Here is a 21,441-nt window from a genome sequence, read left to right as displayed (position 1 = left end):
CACCCTGCCCCTCGTAATCACAGCAACTACAAGGAGACGCCAGATGGCCCGACCTCTCGCCGAGATTATCCGCAACAACTGGCGGCAGCTCGCCGGCCCTGCCCGTATTGTCTGGGATGAATTGACGCTGGATGAACTGATCAAATCCGAAGGCGACGCGCAACGGCTCACAGCCCTGGTGCAAGAACGCTACGACATGCCACGCGAAGATGCGCAAAAACAGGTCATGAGCTTTTTTGAACGCCACCGGGGCAGCTGACAGCGAAAATTTCACTCCATCGGGCAGCCTAACGCTCATGAGCGCACCCGTGAGCTTGCGCCGGCAATGCATGGCGAGGTCAGAAATAGAAGCGCCCACAAAAGCGCCGAACACAAAAAAGCCTGGTCATCACTGACCAGGCTCTAGTGTAGGGTTTGTTTGGTCGGGACGGAGTGATTCGAACACTCGACCCTTGCACCCCATGTCGGAAGTTTAACTTATAAAGCATTGATTTTAATAGGATAATTTTGAGCGCTCGCTGCAGCCAATGCTCTACGCTATCCGACGGTTTTCAACGATTTCCCGCAAAAGTCCCTGAGGCATTTAGGGCCACAACACCTTACCCCGTCGCTTCAGAGTCCCTATGCGAGACAATGGGACCGCCTGCCTAAGCAGCAAAATGGCACTCTGCATGGCGCTATAGAACATCTGCAGGACGCTTTTATCAGTCGTCCAAATTGCGCGCTCATTAAAGTCAAACCGTGGTAGCGAAATGAACATTTTTGCCGCTGATTTTGCGTGAGTAAAGCAGCCACCTGCGCGTTTACTCAAAGATGGCCGCCCACCCAAGTAGCCTTATCGAACAGATACGCCTGCGCCATTCTTATCATGTTGTTGCGGCCTGCTTGCTGACTAACCGCCACAGATCCCCAGCGCCCATACGGTAATGACCATGCGTTTGAATGCTGCGATTGTAGTGTTGCTAACCAGCCTGGTGGCCGCGACCTATGGCTTTGGGATTTACCTTTTTGCCCAGCTCGTGCCCGACATGCAGGCATCTCTGGGTTTCGACTTCTCCTACGTGGGCAGTATCACGGCCTCGGCGCAGTTTGGCTTTCTGATCTGCGCCCTACTCGCTGTCTGGCTGACACCCAAAATCGGCGGAGGCTGGATGATCGTGGCATCCGGGGCGATCTGCGCGCTGGCCTTATTGCTGATTCCCCTTTCAGACAACATCCTGGTTATAGGCACATTACTGACCCTGCTAGCGGGAACGGCTGCGACGGTCTTTGTGCCAATGGTCGATATTGTCGCCAGAGTCACAGCTTACCGTTACCGAGGCTTAGCTATGGGCTTGGTATCAAGCGGGACGAGCTATGGGGTCGCGGTCAATAGCCTGCTAGTACCCCTGTATGCCGCGCAAGGAGAGTGGCGCAGTGTCTGGTGGTGGGTAGGCCTGCTCACTGTCGCTATGGCTGTTCTGGTGCTGGTAGTTTTCAAGAAAGCCGGTTTGCTTAGCAAAACCCCTCCTCCGACCGTAACAACCATGGCCGTGGATCGGGCAGTTTCCAACACGCGCTTAGCCTTGATAAAGCCCTGGATACTGATGATCTGGTCGATGAACTTTCTGATCGGCTTTGCCACCTTTCCGTTCCAAACATACCTCTCGTCCTACCTGCGAACCGAGCTGGGTTTTGACGTGCAATTCAGCGCTCAGGTCTGGGCCGTGATCGGCTTCGTTGGCATGTTTGCGGGGCTGGTAGTCGGCTGGCTCTCGGATCGCACCGGTTTACGTGCTGCCATGTTGCTGGTGTATAGCTGCGTGGTAACGGCGGCACTAATCTTCGTAGTACACCCCTACGGCTATTGGCCATTGGTCGCTGCTGGGTTGTTTTCTACAGCCTTTTACCCAATCTTCGGCCTCATTCCCGCCTACGTTTCCAAGCTGGCATCATCCAGCGCGATGGCCGTATCAATTTTTGGGGTCGCCAACGTGATGCAGGGCTCTGGCGGTATGCTCGGTAACTACGGTGCAGGCCTACTGGCCAGTCACAGCGGCAGCTTTGCTGGGGGCTATGCCACCATTAGCGGCGTGGGGGTATTGCTTATCGTGTTGACCCTAAAGCTTCCCAAAGAAGCGCCAGAAGCCACATCGGCGGATTTAACCGCGAACTATCCGACTGCGAATTAGTGCGCTGCTAGCGACCGACAGAATGCGAGGCAAGGACTCGTTCTGATACTTATGACGGCAGCATTGCTGTCGCCTGAGGACACACCTGAGAGGCTGTACCGGCGACTCTATGAACAGCCCCGTCTCAGTGATTGAGCAACTCGGCAGCGAGCACGTTTGATCCTTTAATCCACGGTCTCTTCAACAGCGGTCTCGACAGCCTTACTCTGTAAAACCGCTTCCGGCTTTGCCTGATTCCGTCGTGCCTGTACCCGTTGCCGCTTAGCCTGATGCTTCGCATGAAGCGCCTGAGCCACCGTCACCACGCCAGTTGCCTGGCCGTTTAAATCTAAGCGCGGCGTATTCTCCGTCATGCTTGCCCAGTATCGACTTCCTCGACACCAGGTAGCGATACCCTGCTTGAGCTGTTCGCTGGTTATTCCGAGCAGCTCCAGGTGTTGCTCAGCATCTTTGAGAATGCCTTCTTTTAGCGGAACCTTGGGGGCAGGATTGACCGGAAAGGCCAATGGAAAGTGCTTCTGCAGTCGCCAGATTGCCTCTACCGCAGGGTCTTGCTCGTGAGGCTTCGTTTGCGGAGAGGGCTTCCGCACACGCTGCTTCGTACTATCAGGCTTTACCTGCACATTTTCGACCCGCAGGCGGTCGCGTAACTCAGCTAGTTGTTCAAAACCCATCGTTCAGTTCGCAGCTTCAGTTGAAATGTGGAGCAAGGTTACCCCATGCAGCCTTTTGACACAGCCTAATCAAGGGTCGGCATGATTAAAACGCTGCACCGTGCTGGCCAGCGCTTACGCTGCGCCTTCAACGCATCGCCATCAAGAACGCTCTGCAACATTTCTTCAGTGCGGCGAGGAATTAAACGATTGCCTGGTCAGCCGCCTCAACACAATCGCGACCAGCCTTCTTCGCCCGATACAGGGCGCTATCGGCTAGGCCATAAGCCGTCTCGAAACTCGTGCCCACGGCGCAGGCACTCACGCCAAAGCTTGCGGTAATACGGCGATTCACAGGCGCGTCAAACACATGCTCGGCGATAGCGTGGCGCATGGCTTGCGCAAGCGCCATGCCCTCCTCCAACCCACCTGAAGGAATCAACACTGTGAACTCTTCGCCACCGACCCGTCCGATCACGCCCTTGTTGCCGACGACACCGCGCAGGCAGCCAACGATGCCCTGAATAACGGCATCGCCTGCGGGGTGACCAAAGTCGTCATTCACCTGTTTGAAGTGGTCGATATCCAACACAACCATCACCGCACCGGACGTGAGCAGGGCCTTGATGGTTTGCTCGATCACCGCACCCCTGTTCAATACGCCGGTCAGTGCATCGTGGGTGGCGCGGTATTCCAGCTGATGGGCAAGGGTTTGCAGCTGCGCATTGAGGGTGTTCATCTCTCGCTCAGCGCGGTCGCTGCGGCCGATCAAGCGCCGGGTTTCACGCATCAGCCGTTCGAAGTGCACCAGCAGTTCGCCCAGCGTCTTTTTGTAGATGTCCGGGCCCGCTTCCGTAAGGGCTAATACTGAACGCACGCGTTCAAGCGCCTCGGCCTCACTGCTGAACAAATTGGGCGCAGTGTCGGCCGGGTTTGTTACGGGAGTAACTGACGCAGGCATGGCCATAATCCTCAATCAGACGGCGATGGGGCAGTCGTTGAATTCAATGGCTTCGAAATCGGCCTTCAACTCCTCACCAAACTCGAAAATAGTTTCGTCTTCTTCGTCAAAGTACCAGTTTACGCGAATCGTATTACCCTGCTTGGCCGACTCATCCAAGGCATCAAAAATGCTGAAGAGCATTTTGGTGCTGGAGCTATTGAAATAGGCCAGAGCAATGTCGACAGTGACTGTGGTGTCTTGCAGGCTGGCTAGGTAACTGCGCAGTTGCTGGGTTATTGGGGCATAAAAAGCCGCTGCATTTTCAGGGTACGACTCACCACGGATAGCCAGTTGATGGCTATCGAATTTGAAATCAACTTCGGGGGAGGTGGGGGTTGCTTCGGTATAAAAATTGTCCATGGCTTCAGTATCACTCATCTCATATTACGGATTTAAGACAGAACAGCGTGGTGTCGGGGTCATCCGACATCGTCTGGAAGCTGAACTCCAGTGGCGAACACGCATCGCGAGCCATGGTCAGAAAGCCCAGCCCCGCGCCCTTGCTGCCTTTCGGTGTTTCGTCGCGTAAGGTCAGCTTGTAGGCCTGCTTGATTTCGTCCTCGGACATGGTGCGCAGCGGCTCCAGTTTTTCTCGCAGATGTTCGACGTCTTTGGTGGCGATGGGGTTGGCGCAGAGCATCAAGTGGTGATCATCTTCGACGCTGATGCACACGGCGCCCTGACGCAACAGCGATATATTGGACGACTGTTCGTTCAGCGAGTAGGAGGAGTAATGAATGATGTTTTGCGACAGCTCAATAAATGAGGAGAACAACTTGCGCCGCGTCTGGCCATTGACCCCGGATATTTCCAACTGCAGCTTCACCACCTCCGCCATGGCGGCAATGATGTTCTGCGAGAAATATCCCATGTGATAAAAAATCACATCACGCTGCTTGGCTAATTCGAAGAAGGTGCAGTCCTGCGTTGCTGAATGGATGTTGGGGTTATTCATCGTTATTCCTGAGGCGGGCACAAAACAGGGTCAAGTCATCGCGGCGCGTCTGTCCTTGCTGCCAACTTGCCAGGGTGTGTTGCAAGGCACTGCAAATCTCTGCAGTGGATTTACTGCGGTTATCGACAATCGCTTTAAACACGTTGCGTTTGCCAAGGGAGATATTTTTCGGCCCTCCCACCTGATCAATCAGGCCGTCAGTGGTGATAAACACCAGGCTGTTGGGGGCAATGGCGATGCTGCTGATGGGCCATTGGTAGTCGAGGTCGCTGTTCACATAGCCAACGCCCATGCGCTGGCCGGCATGGCTCTCGAACTGCTCGATGCCAGGAGCGAGAATATGCAGGCCGAGGTTGGCCCCGGCAAAACTCAGGGTGCCACTGGCGGTATCGAACCAGATAAACGCCGCATCCAAACCATCATCGGACTCTGGCGTGTCGTCGACCCCGTTCACCTGCCCAAGCAGGCCCTTGACGCTTTTGTTCACCGCAGACAATAAGTCCGCCGGATTACGCGGGCCGTGTTGGACCAATGCCTGGGTCAGCGACGAGGACGCAATCATGGTCATAAATGCGCCGGGCACCCCATGCCCCGTGCAGTCGGCAATCGCGCCGAACCAGCCATCGTGATAGGCCGCGAAATGGTAGAAGTCGCCGCCGACCACATCTCGTGGCTCCCACACCAGGGCAGCGTCGTCCAAGGTGGAGGCCAGGGCTTCGCGAGAGGCTCGCAGCATGGCGCGCTGAATCACGCTGGCGTATTCGATGCTTTGCATCATCTGGCGGTTTCTCTCCGCCTGTATGGCAGCCACTACGCCCATCAGCCGCAGACCGTTACCCAGCCCGGCAAAAATACCGTCGCGGGTGACAATAAAACCATCCGCCAGCGCCTTTTCACCGTACTCAACGGTTTTGAACGAAAGGTCCTCAATGCTCATGCCTGCATCGACAATCAGCGGCTCTTTGTCCATAAAAGCGATGCAGCTTTTGCGGTCGTAGATTTCCCGGTGAAACGGTTTACTCATCTGCGACAGAAAAATATTGCGGTTGATCAGGCCAATGGGTCTGCCCTCTTCCACCACCGCTAAGCACACCATTTCCTCTTTTTCTGATGCGAAGATCTCCATCACCAGTGAATTGGTGGTGTCAGCACCGATGGCGAGTGCTTCAACGCATAAATCACCCGCGCAGCGATGATCTTTTGGCAACCGCGGGCGCATAAATTGACGGGGTTCAGTGAGCATGCTTAGGCCATCGCAAAGACGAGGAGCACGCATGATGGCATCGCGACATTAAGCTGATGTTGCAGCCGCTACGGCTTGGTGCTCCAACTGCCGGGCGCGCACTCATCGCGCCGCCGACGCTTTTTCCATCAGGCGCAGCAGCGGCACATACTCGGCATGGCTAACCGGCAAAATTCCCGAGGCATATTGCGAGGCCAAGAAGACGGCGAGCGGTTCTGGCTCGGTGAGCATGGCTTGGCGCACACTCGCCTTCAGTGCTGGGAAAAAGCTGCCACTGAACGCATAGGGGCTTAGTCGATCGGGGCCGAGCGACACAAAACCCGAAACATGCGCGCTGTCACGCCCCGCGCCTGCCATCTTGCCAACTCCTCAGCAGGCGTTAGCTGTGTCACCAAAACGGCTGACACACCAGGCCCGCCTGCGGTGATTATTGGGTGCCGTTAATGGCGAGGTCGAAGATGTGATAGCTCTTGATTTCGTTGCACGCCACTTGCTGGCGTCAGGGCGCAAGACTTAAGACGATGGATTGGCCTGCGCGGCGAGTTAGCATGAGGTGGGACATGACATACCTTCCATGGTATTGAGCTTGTGCCGAGTATAGACAACTCAATAGGCCGCTCTTCTTTTCCTCTTGAGTGGCTGACTCGTCTGACCGGCGATTGCTGTGTGATTCACCAGAAAACCAAGCGGCAAATCAGTGCAGTCGTTGTTGAGGGGGTAGTAGGTGAATAGCTGGTACATGCGAGTCGTTTTCTTGCTGCTGGCATTTCCGCTGACGGTGCAAGCATCCACTTTAAGGTATGCGGTTACCAATGAGAGTTGGGAACCCTACTGGATTTTTCGCGACGGAGAGGTAAGCGGGATTCTCAGTGATGTCATGCAGGCACTTGATGCGCAGATGGATGCGACTCTGGTAGCAGATACTCCACAACCGCCTTTGCGCGCCCAAAAGTACTTTCGAGAAGGTCTCGTTCAGCTTGAGTGCTGCGTCGATATTGCCTGGCGTACAGATCCCGAACAGATCAAGGTTTCGCTCTGGAGTGATACCCTTCTAAGTGCAGAGGAGGTGATGATCTTTCCTCGAGGACGCCAATTTTCCTTCACGAAACTGCAAGACCTGCAGGGACGAACTATTTCTACAGTAAGGGGCTACGGCTATACCGGCAGTCAATACTTCGCACGTGTCGACAGCCCCAATAGCACTTCTCAACTCAATAGCCTGGCGTTAGGTCGAGCAGAGGCCGGCATAATTGATCGCCTTGAGCTGGCCTACCTTCTAGCCGGCCACCCAGAAATCAGAGGACATGCGGCAAGGATTAAACAGGGGCCTGTTGTGAATCGCTCTGAGTTACGCATTCGCCTGCACAAATCACGCGCCGACATGCTTAAACCCCTGAATGCAGCTATCGCTCGGATACGGGAAAATGGGACGCTGGCGAAAATCCTAAAACGGTATACGCGACCGGTCGGGGCATAGTTAAACGTACACTTCAGGAGGTCCTCTTCAGACCGCTCAGGCGGAACTACTCCTGCTGCGGGTCCTGCTCACTGCACAGATCAGGATTCTCCGCCAGATCAGGACCTGGCGGGAGGCGGCTACGCGTTACCTGATCGAGTACAAGGATCAACCGTCGATAGGCCTCACGGCCATCTATCTGGAGCAGTTGGACCCATATATTGGTGACCAGCCTCTGACTCATGTCGACGACGAGACCCTCGCTCCCTACATAAGGGATCGGCTCAAGAGCAGCAGAACCAGCGATGGCAAGTTGAAGCCTGGCGTTTCACACCGCACGGTGAACATCGCCCTGGAGCGCGTCATACGCATTCTGAATCTAGGCGCCCGAAAATGGCGTGATGAACAGAAGCGTCCCTGGCTCGACGTGGTACCGATGATCACCAAGCTGGAAGAGAAGAAAACAAGGCGACTTCCCCACCCGATGTCCTGGGAAGAGCAGTCAATTCTCTTCGCCGAACTGCCCGATCATTTGCGCCGCATGGCCCTGTATAAGGTCAACAGCGGCTCACGCGAGCAGGAGATCGTGAAGCTTCGCTGGGATTGGGAGATACCAATCCCAGAGCTCAACACCAGCGTGTTTCTCATACCGGCGGATTTTGGCGGCCGACATGAGAGTTCCGGGGTTAAGAACGGCGACGAGAGGCTCGTGGTGCTTAACAACGTGGCCAGGTCGGTCATTGAGGGACAGCTTGGGCTTGATCCGGTCTGGGTATTTCCTTACGGACAACCCGATCAAAATGGCAAGGCTACTCCAGTTCACCGGATGAACGATTCGGCATGGAAGAAGGCCAGGGTCAGAGCCGCGAAGAAGTTCCAGGAGCGTTTTCTTCGCCCTGCCCCAGCTGGATTTGCTTCGATCCGCGTTCACGACCTGAAGCACACCTTCGGTCGAAGACTTCGGGCAGCTGGGGTGACGGAGGAAGACAGGAAGGCTCTTCTGGGCCACAAGAACGGCAGCATCACCAGCCATTACTCGGCCGCCGAGCTGGGCAAACTGATCGATGAAGCCAACAGGATTTCGGCCACCGACTCGCGCGGGCCGGCCCTGACAATTTTGAGGAGGATGGCAGGATGAAAAAAGTCCCGCAAAAGTCCCTGACACAAAAAAGCCTGGTCATCACCGACCAGGCTCTAGTGTAGGGTTTGATTGGTCGGGACGGAGTGATTCGAACACTCGACCCCTTGCACCCCATGCAAGTGCGCTACCGGGCTGCGCTACGCCCCGAGATACAACTGCTTGCAGCGATGCTGAAAGCGAGGTGGACTATACATTAAGCGATTGAATTAAGGCAACTTTTTTCTTTTGCCCTATTTCCGCAGAACATGCAGAACGTCTTCAAGCTCAGCGATCGTTTGGCGGATGAGTTGGCGATATTGCGTCGTGTCATCCTTGGCTTCATCACCGGAAAGACGCTGACGAGCACCGCCAATGGTAAAGCCCTGATCGTAGAGCAACGCGCGGATCTGGCGAATCATCAGCACGTCCTGTCGCTGATAATAACGTCGGTTACCGCGGCGCTTGACCGGGTTCAGCTGCGGGAATTCCTGCTCCCAATAGCGCAGCACATGCGGCTTGACCGCACATAGCTCGCTAACCTCACCAATGGTGAAATAGCGCTTGCCTGGGATGGCCGGTAATTCGTCGTTATGACTTGGTTCCAGCATACGCCTCGACCCTGGCTTTAAGTTTCTGGCCTGGGCGGAATGTCACCACTCGGCGTGCCGTAATGGGGATTTCCTCTCCCGTTTTTGGATTGCGACCGGGGCGCTGACGTTTGTCGCGCAGATCAAAGTTGCCGAACCCCGAGAGCTTGACCTGTTCGTTGAGCTCCAGCGCTTGCCGAATCTCCTCGAAGAACAGTTCCACCAATTCCTTGGCTTCCCGTTTATTCAGGCCCAGCTCTTCATACAGACGTTCCGCCATCTCAGCTTTCGTCAGAGCCCCCATACGCTACTTCCTTAACGTGGCGTTGAACCTTTGTTCCAGGGAGGTGAGAATATTTTGCGTTGTGGTACTCACCTCATCGTCATTAAGAGTGCGTGATGGATGCTGCCAGGTCAAGCCGACTGCCAGGCTTTTTCTATGTGGATCAATACCTTTACCGTGATACACGTCAAATAGCCTGAGGTCGGTCAACCATTCGCCAGCCGCCTCGCGAATCGCAGCCAGCAAGGGCTGTGCGGGGACTTCACGATCAACCAGCAAGGCCAGGTCACGGCGCACCTCGGGAAAGCGCGACAGTTCCTGGAACGCCGGCATACGCCCTTGGTTCATCTCGGCCAGAACCAGCTCGAAGAGGAACACAGAAGACTCCAAGCCCAGGCTCGCCGCCAACTCTGGATGCAGCGCGCCGAGGAAACCGACCAGTTGCCCGTCTCGCTCGATGCGCGCGGTCTGCCCCGGATGCAAAGCGGGATGTTCGCCGGGCACGAAGGTAAAGCTGTCACCCGCACCAGCGGCGGCAAGAAGCGCCTCGACGTCCGCTTTGACATCATAAAAATCCACACCGTCGCGAGCGTGCGCCCAGCTTTCTGGCATGCGACTGCCACAGACGACGCCAGCCAGCATCGGCTCCTGCTTGAGGTTCTCCAACTGCCCAACGAAGCGCAGACCACTCTCGAACAAGCGCACGCGCGGCTGCTGGCGATTGAGGTTGTGTTCCAGGGCCTTGACCAGCCCCGGCCACAAGGTCGAGCGCATGGCTGCCATGTCTGCCGAGATCGGGTTGGCCAGCAGCAGCGGCTCGACACCCGGACTGAACAGCTCGAACAGTTTGGGATCGATAAAGCTGTAAGTGATCGCCTCCTGGTAACCACGCGCCACCAGCAAACGCCGCAGGGCCGGCAGCTCGACGGCGGCTTCGGCTTTGGTTTGTGGCGCCAGACGCGCCTGCGGGTAACGCACCGGCAGACGGTTGTAGCCGTATAGACGGGCCAACTCTTCGATCAGATCGACTTCCAGGCTGATATCGAAGCGATGGCTCGGCACACTGACCTGCCACTGACCATCGCCATCGGCGCGAATCCCCAACCCCAGCGCCGCAAGCAGACGCTCGACCTCAGTCGACTCCATGCGCATACCGAGCATCTGCTCGATACGCTCGGCACGCAGAACGACGGGGGCAACCTGGGGCAGCTGCTCCTGGCTGACGGCCTCAATGATTGGTCCCGCCTCGCCGCCGACGATTTCCAGCAGCAGAGCCGTGGCACGCTCCATGGCTTCGCGGGCCAGTTGCCAGTCCACGCCGCGCTCAAAGCGGTGCGAGGCGTCGGTGTGCAGGCCGTAGGAGCGGGCCTTGCCAGCGATGGCGATGGTGTCGAAGAAGGCGCTTTCGAGGAACAAATCGCGGGTCTTGTCATTGACGCCGCTGTGCTCGCCGCCCATAACGCCGGCAATGGCCAGAGCGCGCTGGTGGTCGGCAATGACCAGGGTGTCGCCACGCAGACTGACTTCCTGGCCGTCGAGCAGAACAAGCTTCTCGCCCTCCTCGGCCATGCGCACACGAATGCCGCCATTGACTTCAGCCAGATCGAACGCATGCATCGGCTGGCCCAACTCAAGCATCACGTAGTTGGTGATGTCGACAGCCGCATCAATGCTGCGCACATCAGCGCGGCGCAGGCGCTCGACCATCCACAGCGGCGTAGGCCGGGACAGGTCGACATTGCGCACCACACGGCCGAGGTAACGCGGACAGGCTTGACTGGCGATCACTTCAACCGGGCGCACTTCATCATGGCTGGCTGGTACAGCGATAATTTCCGGGCGGCTCACCGGGATGTCATACAAAGCGCCAACCTCACGCGCCAGGCCCGCCAGGGACAGGCAGTCCCCGCGGTTGGGCGTCAGATCGACTTCGATGCTGGCATCGTCCAGATCCAGATATTCGCGAATATCCTGGCCAACCGGTGCGTCCGCCGGCAGTTCCATCAGGCCATCATTGTCGTCGCTGATCTGCAACTCGGACGCCGAGCAGAGCATGCCATTGGACTCGACACCGCGCAGCTTGGCTTTCTTGATCTTGAAATCGCCGGGCAGTTCGGCGCCGATCATGGCGAACGGGATCTTCAGGCCGGGGCGCACATTGGGCGCGCCACACACCACCTGAAAGGTTTCCGCGCCACTGCTGACCTGGCATACACGCAATTTGTCGGCATCGGGGTGTTGCTCGGTGCTCAGCACCTCACCCACAACCACACCGCTGAATACCCCGGCCGCCGGGGTCACGCTATCAACTTCCAGGCCAGCCATGGACAGGCGGGCAACCAGGTCGTCACGGGAAACCTGCGGGCTTACCCAGCTGCGCAGCCACTGTTCACTGAATTTCATTCTGTCTGTTCTCCTGAACCAATTCGATTACGGAATGCGAAGGTGCTAGCGAAATTGCGCCAGGAACCGCAGGTCGTTATCGAAGAACAGCCGTAAATCGTTGACCCCATAACGCAGCATCGCCAGGCGCTCGACGCCCATACCGAAGGCGAAGCCGGAGTATTTTTCCGGGTCGATGCCAGACATGCGCAGCACGTTCGGGTGGACCATGCCGCAGCCCATGACTTCCAGCCAACCGGTCTGCTTGCACACGCGGCAGCCTTTACCGCTGCACATCACGCACTGCATATCGACTTCGGCCGATGGCTCGGTGAAGGGGAAGAACGAGGGACGGAAACGCACGCCCAAGGGCTTCTCGAAGAACACCCGGAGGAACTCCTCGATAGTGCCCTTGAGGTCGGCGAAGCTCACGCCTTCGTCAACCAGCAACCCTTCGACCTGGTGGAACATCGGCGAGTGGGTGATATCAGAATCGCAACGGTACACGCGACCCGGGCAGACGATACGAATCGGCGGCTGCTGGGACTCCATGGTGCGTACCTGAACCGGTGAGGTGTGGGTGCGCAACAGCATGTTGGCGTTGAAATAGAAGGTGTCGTGCATGGCACGTGCCGGGTGGTGGCCCGGAATATTGAGTGCCTCGAAGTTGTGGTAGTCGTTCTCCACCTCAGGGCCTTCGGCAATGCCGTAACCGATACGGGTGAAAAACTGCTCGACCCGCTCCAGCGTACGCGTGACCGGATGCAAGCCCCCAGAGGCCTGACCACGCCCCGGCAAGGTCACATCAATGCGCTCGGCTGCGAGCTTGGCGCCAAGGGCGGCCTGCTCAAGCATGGCCTTGCGCGTATTGAGCGCATCCTGCACGCGCTCTTTGGCGGCATTGATCAATGCCCCCGCCTGCGGACGCTCTTCGGCAGACAGATTACCCAGGGTCTTCATCACCTGAGTCAGCTCGCCCTTCTTGCCCAAGTAGTGAACCCGCAGCTGTTCCAGTGCATTTACATCGTCGGTGTGGCTAACGGCCTCAAGCGCTTGCGAGACCAGCACATCCAGATTTTCCATTTACAGACTCCAGATACGAAATAGGGGAAGAGCTTGAAGGCTCTTCCCCTATTGGTGACGTTTAGCACCGGGCGAACCCGGTGATTGTCGGGGACTTAAGCCAGAACGGCTTTCGCTTTCTCGACAATCGCAGCAAACGCCGCTTTTTCGTTCACTGCCAGATCAGCCAGAACCTTACGGTCGATCTCAATGGACGCTTTCTTCAGACCAGCGATGAAACGGCTGTAGGACAGACCGTTAACACGTGCACCGGCGTTGATACGGGCGATCCACAGTGCGCGGAACTGACGCTTCTTCTGACGGCGGTCGCGGTAGGCGTACTGGCCTGCCTTGATTACAGCCTGCTTGGCAACGCGGAATACGCGCGAACGCGCACCGTAGTAGCCTTTAGCGAGTTTCAGAATTTTTTTGTGACGCTTGCGAGCGATAACGCCGCGCTTAACACGAGCCATGAGTAATTTCCTCTATCTTGACCGATTAACGAACGCGCAGCATGCGCGCCACTTTTGCTACGTCAGACGGATGCACCATGGTGCTACCGCGAAGATGACGCTTACGCTTAGTGGACATCTTGGTCAGGATGTGGCTCTTGAAAGCGTGCTTGTGCTTGAAGCCGGTAGCGGTTTTCAAAAAACGCTTGGCCGCACCACTCTTGGTTTTCATTTTTGGCATGTTCGGATACTCCGCATTCAGTTGATAAACATAACCGCAAGGCCTGCCGTGCCCTGGTGGTTATTTCTTCTTTTTGGGGGCGATGACCATGATCAGCTGGCGTCCTTCCATCTTTGGATGCTGTTCAACGGCGCCGTATTCAAGCAGGTCATTTTCAACCCGTTTCAACAGCTCCATGCCCAGCTCCTGATGCGCCATCTCACGGCCGCGGAATCGAAGCGATACCTTGGCCCTGTCCCCATCACTAAGGAAACGTACCAGGTTGCGTAGTTTTACCTGGTAATCCCCTTCCTCCGTCCCTGGACGAAACTTGATTTCTTTAACCTGAATCTGCTTCTGATTTTTCTTGGCCGCAGCAATCTGCTTCTTCTTCTCGAAGATCGATTTGCCGTAGTCCATCAGCTTGCAAACAGGTGGTACTGCATCGGCAGAAATCTCTACCAGATCCAGCTTGGCCTCTTCGGCCTTAAGAAGCGCGTCTTCAATTGACACAATCCCGAGCTGCTCACCCTCTGCGCCAATTAACCGAACCTCGCGCGCCGAGATATTCTCATTGATCGGGGCTTTCGGTGCAGCTCGCTTATCTTGTCTCATTTCACGCTTAATAATCTTTACTCCAAATCTTGGCGACCACGCCGGGAAACCGCCTGCGCGAGGAATTCAGCGAATTGAGCGACGGGCATTGAGCCCAGATCAGCACCTTCACGGGTACGCACGGCGACAGTTTGCATCTCTACTTCCCGATCGCCGATCACCAGCAGATAGGGAACCTTGAGCAGAGTGTGCTCACGGATTTTAAAGCCAATTTTTTCGTTTCTCAAGTCAGACTTGGCACGAAACCCGCTCTGATTGAGGATTTTTTCCACTTCCAGCGCAAAATCAGCCTGCTTATCGGTGATATTCATCACCACAGCCTGCGTCGGCGCCAGCCAGGCCGGGAACGCACCTTCGTAGTGCTCGATCAGAATTCCGATGAAGCGCTCGAAGGAGCCGAGTATCGCGCGGTGCAACATCACCGGATGCTTACGGCTGTTGTCTTCGCTGACGTATTCAGCGCCCAGACGTACCGGCAGATTGAAATCGAGCTGCAGGGTACCACATTGCCAGACACGACCCAGGCAATCCTTCAGGGAAAACTCAATCTTCGGCCCGTAGAAAGCGCCCTCGCCCGGCTGCAGGTCATACGGCAGGCCTGCGCTGTCGAGCGCAGCGGCCAATGCCGCTTCAGCGCGGTCCCACAATTCATCGGAACCCACACGTTTTTCCGGGCGTGTAGACAGCTTGAGCTGAATATCACTGAAGCCAAAGTCGGCATACACCGCCAGGGTCAGCTTGATGAAATCGGCGGACTCGCTCTGCATCTGCTCTTCGGTGCAGAAGATATGCGCATCGTCCTGGGTAAAGCCGCGCACGCGCATGATGCCGTGCAGCGCACCGGACGGCTCGTTACGGTGACAGGCACCGAATTCGGCAAGACGCATCGGCAGTTCGCGGTAACTTTTCAGCCCCTGATTGAACACCTGTACGTGGCACGGGCAGTTCATCGGCTTGATTGCGTAATCGCGGCTTTCCGACTCGGTGGTGAACATGTTTTCGGCGTAGTTGGCCCAGTGCCCAGACTTCTCCCAGAGCGAACGATCCACTACTTGCGGCGTTTTGATCTCCAGGTAGCCGTGCTCGCGCTGTACCCCACGCATGTACTGCTCCAGCACCTGGTACAGGGTCCAGCCGTTGGGATGCCAGAACACCATGCCTGGCGCTTCTTCCTGGGTATGGAACAGGTTCAGGCGCTTGCCAATCTTGCGATGGTCGCGCTTCTCGGCTTCTTCGATGCGCTGGATATAGGCCGCCAGCTGCTTCTTGTCAGCCCAGGCAGTGCCGTAGACCCGCTGCAGCTGCTCGTTCTTCGCATCGCCACGCCAGTAGGCGCCGGACAGTTTGGTCAGCTTGAACGCTTTAAGAAAGCGGGTGTTGGGCACGTGCGGGCCGCGGCACATGTCCACGTACTCTTCGTGGTAGTAGAGCCCCATGGCCTGCTCGTTCGGCATGTCTTCAACCAGACGCAGCTTGTACGCCTCGCCCCGCGCGGCGAACACTTCAATGACTTCGGCCCGCGGCGTCATCTTCTTGATGACGTCATAGTCCTTCTCGATCAGCTCCTGCATGCGCTTTTCGATCGCGGCGACATCGTCAAGGGTGAATGGCCGCTCGGACGCGATGTCGTAGTAGAAACCTTCATCGATAACCGGGCCGATCACCATCTTGGCCGTCGGGAACAGCTGCTTGACCGCATGGCCGATCAGGTGCGCGCAGGAATGGCGGATGATTTCCAGGCCTTCCTGATCCTTGGGGGTGATGATTTGCAGGGTGGCGTCGGTTTCGATCAGGTCACAGGCGTCGACCAGTTGACCATTGACCTTGCCCGCTACAGTGGCCTTGGCCAGACCGGCGCCGATGGACTGAGCCACTTCAAGCACGGACACGGGTTGATCGAACGAACGCTGACTGCCGTCGGGAAGAGTAATGGTGGGCATGGCGCCTCCTCTCCTAGTGGTGACCTCTACCAAAGGCCACATGGGTTGGGATGAGCCAGTAAGCGATTCGGCGGTGTACCCGCCTTACAATGGCAGGGGCCCGGAGGCGACCAGAACGAACCGGAGTCACTGGTGGGTTGAACGTAACGAGAACAGCAAGAATACTTTCAGCGAATCACTTGCCTGACAAACTGAGCGGCGAATAAATCGCACCCGTCTATCAAACGGGCATGCACTATACACAGCCACTCGGCTGGAAAACAGCCGCACACCATGGCGGGCGTCAAGAAGAGAGCACTCAAACAAACGACAGGCGTTGAGCAGCCATCACTAGCAAGCTAAGACGTCATCTCACAGCATCGTTGTTAAATGCAGCGTGGCGGTGCCATGCATCACATGTCGGTCAATGCCAGGCTATGTGGGAGGGGCCGGGAGGCGTTCCGCTTTAGCTGCGACGTTTGCAGCGCTTCTACGATCAATCGCGAATAAATTCGCTCCTACGCCCCTAAGAGAGCGACAGATTCTTCGTGTCGCGGCACTAGTCCGCCGGCAACAACACGCCTCGGCACTCACCAAAGCCAATAGCGGGATATCCGTCCCGCCGGCAGCGCGCCTTCATGATCACCTCGTCGCCGTCTTCCAGGAAGGTGCGCTGCTCTCCGTTTTGCAATTGAATCGGCTGTTTCCCACCAAATGTACTCTCCAGCAAACTGCCGAACTCATGTGGCTCGGGCCCCGAAAGGGTGCCGGTGCCAAACAGGTCCCCGGGTTGCAGTTTGCAGCCACCCACGCTGTGGTGAGCCACCATCTGCGCCACTGTCCAGTACATGTGCAGGGTGCTGCTCAAGGCGATGCGTTGGGCCGGCAAGCCCTGATCACGCATGGCTGCGGTCAGCAACAACACTTCCAGCTCGATAGCGAAGGCGCCACTGGCCTGGTCGCGCTCACTGAGCAGGTAAGGCAACGGCTGCGGATCACCCGCAGGGCGTTTCGGCTGCGCAGTAGCGAATGGCGACAACGCCTCTGCGGTCACCACCCAGGGCGATACGCTACTGGCGAAGTTCTTCGACAGAAAAGGCCCCAGCGGCTGGTATTCCCAGGCTTGAACATCTCGAGCAGACCAGTCGTTGAGCAGGCAGAAGCCCGCCACATGCTCAGAAGCCTGCTCAATCGCGATGGCGCTACCCATGGCATTACCGGGGCCGATCCAGATACCGAGCTCAAGCTCATAGTCCAGGCGCTTGCTCGGCCCGAACTGCGGCGTTTCCGTCCCGGCTACCAGGGTCTGCCCGCTGGGCCGACGCACTGGCGTGCCTGAGACGCAGATGGTCGATGCCCGACCGTGATAGCCAATGGGCACATATTTGTAGTTCGGCAGTAACGGATTATCCGGGCGGAACAATTTGCCGACATTGTTCGCATGGTGAATGCCCACATAGAAATCGGTGTAGTCGCCTACCCGTGCGGGCAGGTGTAACTGGCACGCCCCCATTGGCACCAGCAGCGCCTCGCCAAGCGCCTGCATCGCCGCGCGTTGCGGGCTGTTTTCGCCCAGTAGGTTCTGCAACGCTTCACGCAGCGCGCGACGCGGGCCAGGCCCCAGGGCGAAGAAATCATTGAGGCTGTCAGCACTGGCCACCTGCGCGGCATGCGCGGCCTCTCCCTGAAACAGGCCAGCATCCAGCGCGGCACGCAGGGCAAAGATAAAATCACCTACGGCGACGCCCCCCTGTCGAGGCTTGTCGTCCTGACTGAAGATGCCCAGCGGCAGATTTTCCAGGGGAAAGTCAGGGTGGCCGTTAGCCGATTCGACCCAGCTGCCTAGGTAAATGGGCGTAGTCATATCAACGGATCTCCGGGTTGAAGGTCTTGCCCATTGCGGCCCAACAGGCGTCATAGTCGCGCTGCAGCTCAGGGCACTCCAGCGCGTACGCGGTGGGCCGCAGCACACTGCCGGCCTCGAACATAAAGGCCATGGTCTGGTCGATCTTGTGCGGGACGAGTTCTGCTTCGACGGCTTTCACCGTCGTCGCGTTGTCCGGGCCATGGGCGCTCATGCAGTTATGCAGGGATGCGCCGCCAGGTAAGAAACCATCGGCCTTGGCATCGTATGCACCCGTGATAAGGCCCATAAACTCGTTCATCAGATTGCGATGGAACCAGGGTGGACGAAAGGTGTTTTCCGCCACCATCCAGCGCGGCGGGAAGATCACGAAGTCGATGTTGGCCATGCCAGGGATCGCGCTCGGCGCGGTCAGCACGGTGAAGATCGAAGGGTCTGGATGGTCGAAACTGACCGTGCCGATCGTATTAAAGCGGCGCAGATCGTATTTGTACGGCACGTTGTTGCCATGCCAGGCGACGACATCCAGCGGTGAGTGGTCGAGTTCGGTCGCCCATAGCTCGCCAAGAAACTTCTGCACCTGCTGCACCGGCTCGTCGAGGTCCTCGTAGCGCGCAACAGGGGTCAGAAAATCACGCGGATTGGCCAGGCCGTTGCTACCAATGGGCCCGAGATCCGGCAGACGCAAAGCACAGCCATGGTTTTCACAAACGTAGCCGCGCACGACCGTGTCGAGCAACTCGACACGAAAACGCATACCACGCGGAATCACCGCAATTTCCAGCGGAGCCACTTCCAACACGCCCAGCTCGGTTACCAGCCTTAATGCCCCCTGCTGAGGCACGATCAAGAACTCACCATCGGCGTTGAAAAACACCCGCTGCATCGACCGATTCGCCGCGTAGGTATAAAGGGTCACCCCCGTCGCCTGGCTCGGCTCGGCGTTGGCGGCCATACACCTCAGGCCATCGAGGAAATCGGTTGCCACCTCGGCAATGACACGCGGATTCCAGCGCAAGCGATTGGGGGTGATCGGCCCGAGATCGGCATTCAGCTGCCTTTCCAGCCGTCGATACTGGTCGTGACAGGCCGAAGGACGGATGCGATACAGCCACGTCCGCCGCGCTTCAGCGCGTGGCACTGTGAATGCAGTGCCCGAGAGTAATTCGGCATAGAGCCCATAGGGCACCTTCTGCGGCGAGTTCTGCCCGACCGGCAGCGCACCCGGCAAAGCCTCGCTGCTGAACTGGTTGCCGAAACCGGACAGATAAGCAGTGGCTTCATTGGCTTGTTGTTGTGATTGCATGGCCGCCCCACTCTGCGTAAAACGATTACGCAAAAAGTAATTTGAACTCAACTGAGCGTCAAGCTATAAAAAGCGCCTTTTCCCACAGGTAGCCGCCCGATGACAGACAGCAACGCGCCCCGGCGACAGAAAGTCCAGGCGGCAGAGGTAGGCACGGACATACTCACGGCGCTCGCGGAGCTGGCCCCGGCCACGTCGCTTTCGCGCCTGGCCGAACACGTCGGCATGCCTGCCAGCAAGGTTCACCGTTACCTGCAGGCGCTGATCGCCAGCGGTTTCGCCGAGCAGGACCCGCAAACCAACCACTATGGCCTGGGCCGTGCTGCGCTGTTCGTAGGCCTGGCGGCGCTCGGCCGACTGGACGTGGTCAAGCTCGCCACACCGCACCTGACGCACCTGCGCGATGAACTCAACGAGACTTGTTTTCTCGCGGTGTGGGGCAATCGCGGCCCAACCGTGGTGCATGTCGAGCAGGCAATACGGGCCGTCACCCTGGTCACCCAGGTGGGCTCGGTACTGCCGCTACTGGGCTCGTCTACCGGACTGGTGTTCAACGCTTTTATGCCGAATGCCGAGACAGCAGCGCTGCGTGAAGATGAGCTGAAACTGCCGACGGCCCCATCGGCGGCGGCCCTGGCAACAACAATGAGCGAGTTACAACGCACCCATATCCAACCAGTACATGGTTTGCTGATGGCGGGCGTTAACGCACTATCGGCACCATTGTTCAGTGGTAATCAACGCCTGGCTGGCGTTATTACCCTCGTGGGCACAGCGCCAGGCTTCACGGCTGAAGTCGAAAGTGAAGCCGCACAGCGCCTGCTGACGGCGGCCCAGGCGATCAGCACTCGCATGGGCGCGCAGATGGCGCCTTGATGCACGTGACCTGCATACCACGGCCTGGACGGAAATCCTGATCGTCGCTGTAATGGCTCAGGCAGGCGTATCCGGCTGGACATCGGGATGCGCCTGCCTGAACGCAGGATGCGCCAGCGCCAGCCGTTCAACGCGCAGGATTCGCGGCAGCGCTGTCAGATCGATATTGAAACGTCGCGCCGCATAGACCTGCGGCAACAGATAGACATCGGCAAGGCCGGGCTCACCGAAGCAGAAGCCCTCGTCACCGATCAGGGCTTCGACGGCCCGAAGCCCCTCGCCTAGCCAATGAGCGATCCATGCCTGCACATCGTCCTCGGCGATTTGTAACCCACGCAGGTGATTGAGCACGGCAGAGTTGTGCAGCGGCTGAATATCGCAGCCGATCAGCGCGGCCACGGCGCGATGTCGAGCGCGGGCCAGCAGGTCGGTAGGCAATAGCGGAGGCTCGGGATAGCGCTCCTCCAGGTATTCGATAATCGCCGGCGATTGAATAAGCCGCGCGCCCTCCTCACTGCAGAGCATCGGCACCCTGCCCTGTGGGTTCAAAGCAAGGTAGGCCGGCATGCGCTGCTCGCCACCATCGCGGATCAGGTTGACCGGCACTGAGCGATAATCCAGGCCTTTCAAGGCGAGCGCGATACGCACGCGGTAGGAGGATGAGGAGCGGTAGTAGGTATGCAATTCAAGGGTCATGGCAGGCCACGCGAGCGATTGCGTAATCGAATTACGAATAGTGGAATCTGCATCAGCCAACCTTGCCCGTCAAGCTTTGGCCAGCAGCAGAACACACTCATAAAACGCAAGGGAAACCGCGTCACTTAAGCAGACACGCCGCGCGACCAACACGCTGCTCGCTGATCTATTGCATCTGCAAAAATCCAGCATCGGCGCAGACCGGATCAGCGCCACCCCGGTTACTACTGGCATACTGTAGTGGTCTACTAAACCCGGACACCCATTTAAGGTGAGAATGCTCGCCATAAGAGAGGTGTCTGATGACCAAACAACGCCGTACGTTTACTCCTGAGTTCAAACGCGAGGCAGCCAGCCTGGTACTCGACCAAGGCTACAGTCATACCGATGCAGCCCGCTCGCTCGGGTTGGTTGAGTCGGCCTTGCGCCGATGGGTAAGCCAGCTTCAACAAGAGAGAAACGGTGTAACCCCGACCAGCAAAGCGCTGACACCCGAGCAGCAAAAGATCCAAGAACTGGAAGCCCGGATCAACCGGCTGGAGCGGGAAAAGTCGATCCTAAAAAAGGCCACCGCGCTC

General features: G+C 57.6%; 22 protein-coding genes, 1 tRNA gene and 1 pseudogene. 6 read left to right on the top strand and 18 right to left on the bottom strand.

All coding sequences use genetic code 11. The features are described from left to right. The first annotated feature begins 43 nt into the window (after window positions 1-43). On the top strand, window positions 44-259 hold the full coding sequence (locus tag BMW49_RS23725) for a CsbD family protein (RefSeq protein ID WP_069522035.1): 216 nt from the start codon (window positions 44-46) through the stop codon (window positions 257-259). Window positions 260-932: 673 nt separating this feature from the next. After that, entirely contained in the window at window positions 933-2,171 is a 1,239-nt protein-coding gene (locus BMW49_RS23720; RefSeq protein ID WP_167362837.1) for an MFS transporter, read from the top strand. A 164-nt stretch (window positions 2,172-2,335) separates the two neighbouring features. Here BMW49_RS23720 and BMW49_RS23715 read toward each other — a convergent pair whose 3' ends face one another. From BMW49_RS23715 to BMW49_RS23690, 6 genes are all read right to left on the bottom strand, one after another. After that, entirely contained in the window at window positions 2,336-2,845 is a 510-nt protein-coding gene (locus BMW49_RS23715; protein ID WP_069522039.1) for a ProQ/FinO family protein, read from the bottom strand. A gap of 181 nt (window positions 2,846-3,026) precedes the next feature. Next, window positions 3,027-3,785, bottom strand: coding sequence for a GGDEF domain-containing protein (locus BMW49_RS23710; protein WP_069522069.1), 759 nt, complete (start codon window positions 3,783-3,785; stop codon window positions 3,027-3,029). A 15-nt stretch (window positions 3,786-3,800) separates the two neighbouring features. Then, window positions 3,801-4,187: a DUF1987 domain-containing protein gene (locus BMW49_RS23705; protein WP_069522071.1), complete on the bottom strand. Its 387-nt coding sequence runs from the start codon at window positions 4,185-4,187 to the stop codon at window positions 3,801-3,803. A 19-nt stretch (window positions 4,188-4,206) separates the two neighbouring features. Then, entirely contained in the window at window positions 4,207-4,782 is a 576-nt protein-coding gene (locus BMW49_RS23700) for a SiaB family protein kinase (protein WP_069522041.1), read from the bottom strand. Further along, complete coding sequence (locus tag BMW49_RS23695) at window positions 4,775-6,025, bottom strand: SpoIIE family protein phosphatase (protein ID WP_083251847.1); 1,251 nt, start codon at window positions 6,023-6,025, stop codon at window positions 4,775-4,777. The genes BMW49_RS23700 and BMW49_RS23695 overlap by 8 nt, the downstream gene beginning before the upstream one ends. Before the next feature lie 102 nt (window positions 6,026-6,127). Further along, window positions 6,128-6,382, bottom strand: a complete 255-nt coding sequence (locus tag BMW49_RS23690; RefSeq protein ID WP_069522044.1) for a type 2 periplasmic-binding domain-containing protein — start codon at window positions 6,380-6,382, stop codon at window positions 6,128-6,130. A gap of 367 nt (window positions 6,383-6,749) precedes the next feature. Here BMW49_RS23690 and BMW49_RS23685 point away from each other — a divergent pair, with 367 nt between their 5' ends. Together BMW49_RS23685 and BMW49_RS23680 are read left to right on the top strand one after the other, a co-directional pair. After that, window positions 6,750-7,502, top strand: coding sequence for a substrate-binding periplasmic protein (locus BMW49_RS23685; RefSeq protein ID WP_244168404.1), 753 nt, complete (start codon window positions 6,750-6,752; stop codon window positions 7,500-7,502). 13 nt (window positions 7,503-7,515) lie between these two features. After that, window positions 7,516-8,619 (top strand): annotated as a pseudogene (locus tag BMW49_RS23680) (tyrosine-type recombinase/integrase); the annotation flags it as partial. Window positions 8,620-8,692: 73 nt separating this feature from the next. Here the strand turns inward: BMW49_RS23680 and BMW49_RS23675 are convergent. The 11 genes from BMW49_RS23675 to hmgA all read right to left on the bottom strand — a co-directional run bounded on the left by BMW49_RS23675 (window position 8,693) and on the right by hmgA (window position 19,291). Then, window positions 8,693-8,769 (bottom strand) — tRNA-Pro (locus tag BMW49_RS23675). A gap of 83 nt (window positions 8,770-8,852) precedes the next feature. After that, window positions 8,853-9,209, bottom strand: coding sequence for a MerR family transcriptional regulator (locus BMW49_RS23670; RefSeq protein ID WP_069522047.1), 357 nt, complete (start codon window positions 9,207-9,209; stop codon window positions 8,853-8,855). Further along, window positions 9,190-9,492 (bottom strand): integration host factor subunit alpha, encoded by a 303-nt coding sequence (ihfA, locus tag BMW49_RS23665; RefSeq protein WP_003243414.1) that lies wholly within the window; start codon window positions 9,490-9,492, stop codon window positions 9,190-9,192. The genes BMW49_RS23670 and ihfA overlap by 20 nt, the downstream gene beginning before the upstream one ends. 3 nt (window positions 9,493-9,495) lie before the next feature. Beyond that, window positions 9,496-11,874, bottom strand: a complete 2,379-nt coding sequence (gene pheT, locus BMW49_RS23660; RefSeq protein WP_069522049.1) for a phenylalanine--tRNA ligase subunit beta — start codon at window positions 11,872-11,874, stop codon at window positions 9,496-9,498. A gap of 45 nt (window positions 11,875-11,919) precedes the next feature. Further along, window positions 11,920-12,936 carry a phenylalanine--tRNA ligase subunit alpha gene (pheS, locus tag BMW49_RS23655; RefSeq protein WP_069522051.1) on the bottom strand — a complete coding sequence of 339 codons (1,017 nt, stop codon included), beginning with the start codon at window positions 12,934-12,936 and terminating at the stop codon, window positions 11,920-11,922. A gap of 95 nt (window positions 12,937-13,031) precedes the next feature. After that, entirely contained in the window at window positions 13,032-13,388 is a 357-nt protein-coding gene (rplT, locus tag BMW49_RS23650; RefSeq protein WP_040069108.1) for a 50S ribosomal protein L20, read from the bottom strand. A gap of 25 nt (window positions 13,389-13,413) precedes the next feature. After that, a complete protein-coding gene (gene rpmI / locus BMW49_RS23645) occupies window positions 13,414-13,608 on the bottom strand; it encodes a 50S ribosomal protein L35 (protein WP_042552869.1) in 195 nt (64 codons plus the stop codon). 60 nt (window positions 13,609-13,668) lie between these two features. After that, window positions 13,669-14,202, bottom strand: a complete 534-nt coding sequence (infC, locus tag BMW49_RS23640) for a translation initiation factor IF-3 (RefSeq protein WP_069522053.1) — start codon at window positions 14,200-14,202, stop codon at window positions 13,669-13,671. Between the two features lie 17 nt (window positions 14,203-14,219). Continuing rightward, window positions 14,220-16,142: a threonine--tRNA ligase gene (thrS, locus tag BMW49_RS23635; RefSeq protein ID WP_069522055.1), complete on the bottom strand. Its 1,923-nt coding sequence runs from the start codon at window positions 16,140-16,142 to the stop codon at window positions 14,220-14,222. Between the two features lie 538 nt (window positions 16,143-16,680). Next, complete coding sequence (gene fahA / locus BMW49_RS23630) at window positions 16,681-17,985, bottom strand: fumarylacetoacetase (RefSeq protein ID WP_069522057.1); 1,305 nt, start codon at window positions 17,983-17,985, stop codon at window positions 16,681-16,683. A gap of 1 nt (window position 17,986) precedes the next feature. Continuing rightward, complete coding sequence (gene hmgA / locus BMW49_RS23625) at window positions 17,987-19,291, bottom strand: homogentisate 1,2-dioxygenase (protein WP_069522061.1); 1,305 nt, start codon at window positions 19,289-19,291, stop codon at window positions 17,987-17,989. A 99-nt stretch (window positions 19,292-19,390) separates the two neighbouring features. On the opposite strand from hmgA, the gene BMW49_RS23620 reads away from it, so the two are divergent. Then, a complete protein-coding gene (locus BMW49_RS23620; RefSeq protein ID WP_069522063.1) occupies window positions 19,391-20,167 on the top strand; it encodes an IclR family transcriptional regulator in 777 nt (258 codons plus the stop codon). A gap of 57 nt (window positions 20,168-20,224) precedes the next feature. On the opposite strand, the gene maiA is transcribed toward BMW49_RS23620, so the two are convergent. Then, window positions 20,225-20,863, bottom strand: a complete 639-nt coding sequence (gene maiA, locus BMW49_RS23615; RefSeq protein WP_069522065.1) for a maleylacetoacetate isomerase — start codon at window positions 20,861-20,863, stop codon at window positions 20,225-20,227. A gap of 302 nt (window positions 20,864-21,165) precedes the next feature. Here maiA and BMW49_RS23610 point away from each other — a divergent pair. Beyond that, window positions 21,166-21,441: transposase (locus BMW49_RS23610; protein WP_139205703.1), on the top strand; the 276-nt coding region annotated here is incomplete at its 3' end.

The sequence above is a fragment of the Pseudomonas cuatrocienegasensis genome (assembly GCF_900110925.1).
Classification (GTDB): Bacteria; Pseudomonadota; Gammaproteobacteria; order Pseudomonadales; family Pseudomonadaceae; genus Aquipseudomonas; species Aquipseudomonas cuatrocienegasensis.
The sequence above is the reverse complement of the archived record's forward strand: the minus strand, read 5'-3'. Positions and strand labels throughout refer to the sequence as shown.

Bases quoted from the DNA above. Each gene is read 5' to 3' on its own strand.
- BMW49_RS23620 (WP_069522063.1), top strand. From the start codon at position 19,391: ATGACAGACAGCAACGCGCCCCGGCGACAGAAAGTCCAGGCGGCAGAG.
- BMW49_RS23720 (WP_167362837.1), top strand. From the start codon at position 933: ATGCGTTTGAATGCTGCGATTGTAGTGTTGCTAACCAGCCTGGTGGCC.
- pheT (WP_069522049.1), bottom strand. From the start codon at position 11,874: ATGAAATTCAGTGAACAGTGGCTGCGCAGCTGGGTAAGCCCGCAGGTT.
- rpmI (WP_042552869.1), bottom strand. From the start codon at position 13,608: ATGCCAAAAATGAAAACCAAGAGTGGTGCGGCCAAGCGTTTTTTGAAA.
- BMW49_RS23670 (WP_069522047.1), bottom strand. From the start codon at position 9,209: ATGCTGGAACCAAGTCATAACGACGAATTACCGGCCATCCCAGGCAAG.
- hmgA (WP_069522061.1), bottom strand. From the start codon at position 19,291: ATGCAATCACAACAACAAGCCAATGAAGCCACTGCTTATCTGTCCGGT.
- BMW49_RS23690 (WP_069522044.1), bottom strand. From the start codon at position 6,382: ATGGCAGGCGCGGGGCGTGACAGCGCGCATGTTTCGGGTTTTGTGTCG.
- BMW49_RS23705 (WP_069522071.1), bottom strand. From the start codon at position 4,187: ATGGACAATTTTTATACCGAAGCAACCCCCACCTCCCCCGAAGTTGAT.
- BMW49_RS23710 (WP_069522069.1), bottom strand. From the start codon at position 3,785: ATGCCTGCGTCAGTTACTCCCGTAACAAACCCGGCCGACACTGCGCCC.
- ihfA (WP_003243414.1), bottom strand. From the start codon at position 9,492: ATGGGGGCTCTGACGAAAGCTGAGATGGCGGAACGTCTGTATGAAGAG.
- BMW49_RS23700 (WP_069522041.1), bottom strand. From the start codon at position 4,782: ATGAATAACCCCAACATCCATTCAGCAACGCAGGACTGCACCTTCTTC.
- BMW49_RS23695 (WP_083251847.1), bottom strand. From the start codon at position 6,025: ATGCTCACTGAACCCCGTCAATTTATGCGCCCGCGGTTGCCAAAAGAT.
- thrS (WP_069522055.1), bottom strand. From the start codon at position 16,142: ATGCCCACCATTACTCTTCCCGACGGCAGTCAGCGTTCGTTCGATCAA.
- fahA (WP_069522057.1), bottom strand. From the start codon at position 17,985: ATGACTACGCCCATTTACCTAGGCAGCTGGGTCGAATCGGCTAACGGC.
- pheS (WP_069522051.1), bottom strand. From the start codon at position 12,936: ATGGAAAATCTGGATGTGCTGGTCTCGCAAGCGCTTGAGGCCGTTAGC.
- BMW49_RS23715 (WP_069522039.1), bottom strand. From the start codon at position 2,845: ATGGGTTTTGAACAACTAGCTGAGTTACGCGACCGCCTGCGGGTCGAA.
- maiA (WP_069522065.1), bottom strand. From the start codon at position 20,863: ATGACCCTTGAATTGCATACCTACTACCGCTCCTCATCCTCCTACCGC.
- BMW49_RS23725 (WP_069522035.1), top strand. From the start codon at position 44: ATGGCCCGACCTCTCGCCGAGATTATCCGCAACAACTGGCGGCAGCTC.
- infC (WP_069522053.1), bottom strand. From the start codon at position 14,202: ATGAGACAAGATAAGCGAGCTGCACCGAAAGCCCCGATCAATGAGAAT.
- rplT (WP_040069108.1), bottom strand. From the start codon at position 13,388: ATGGCTCGTGTTAAGCGCGGCGTTATCGCTCGCAAGCGTCACAAAAAA.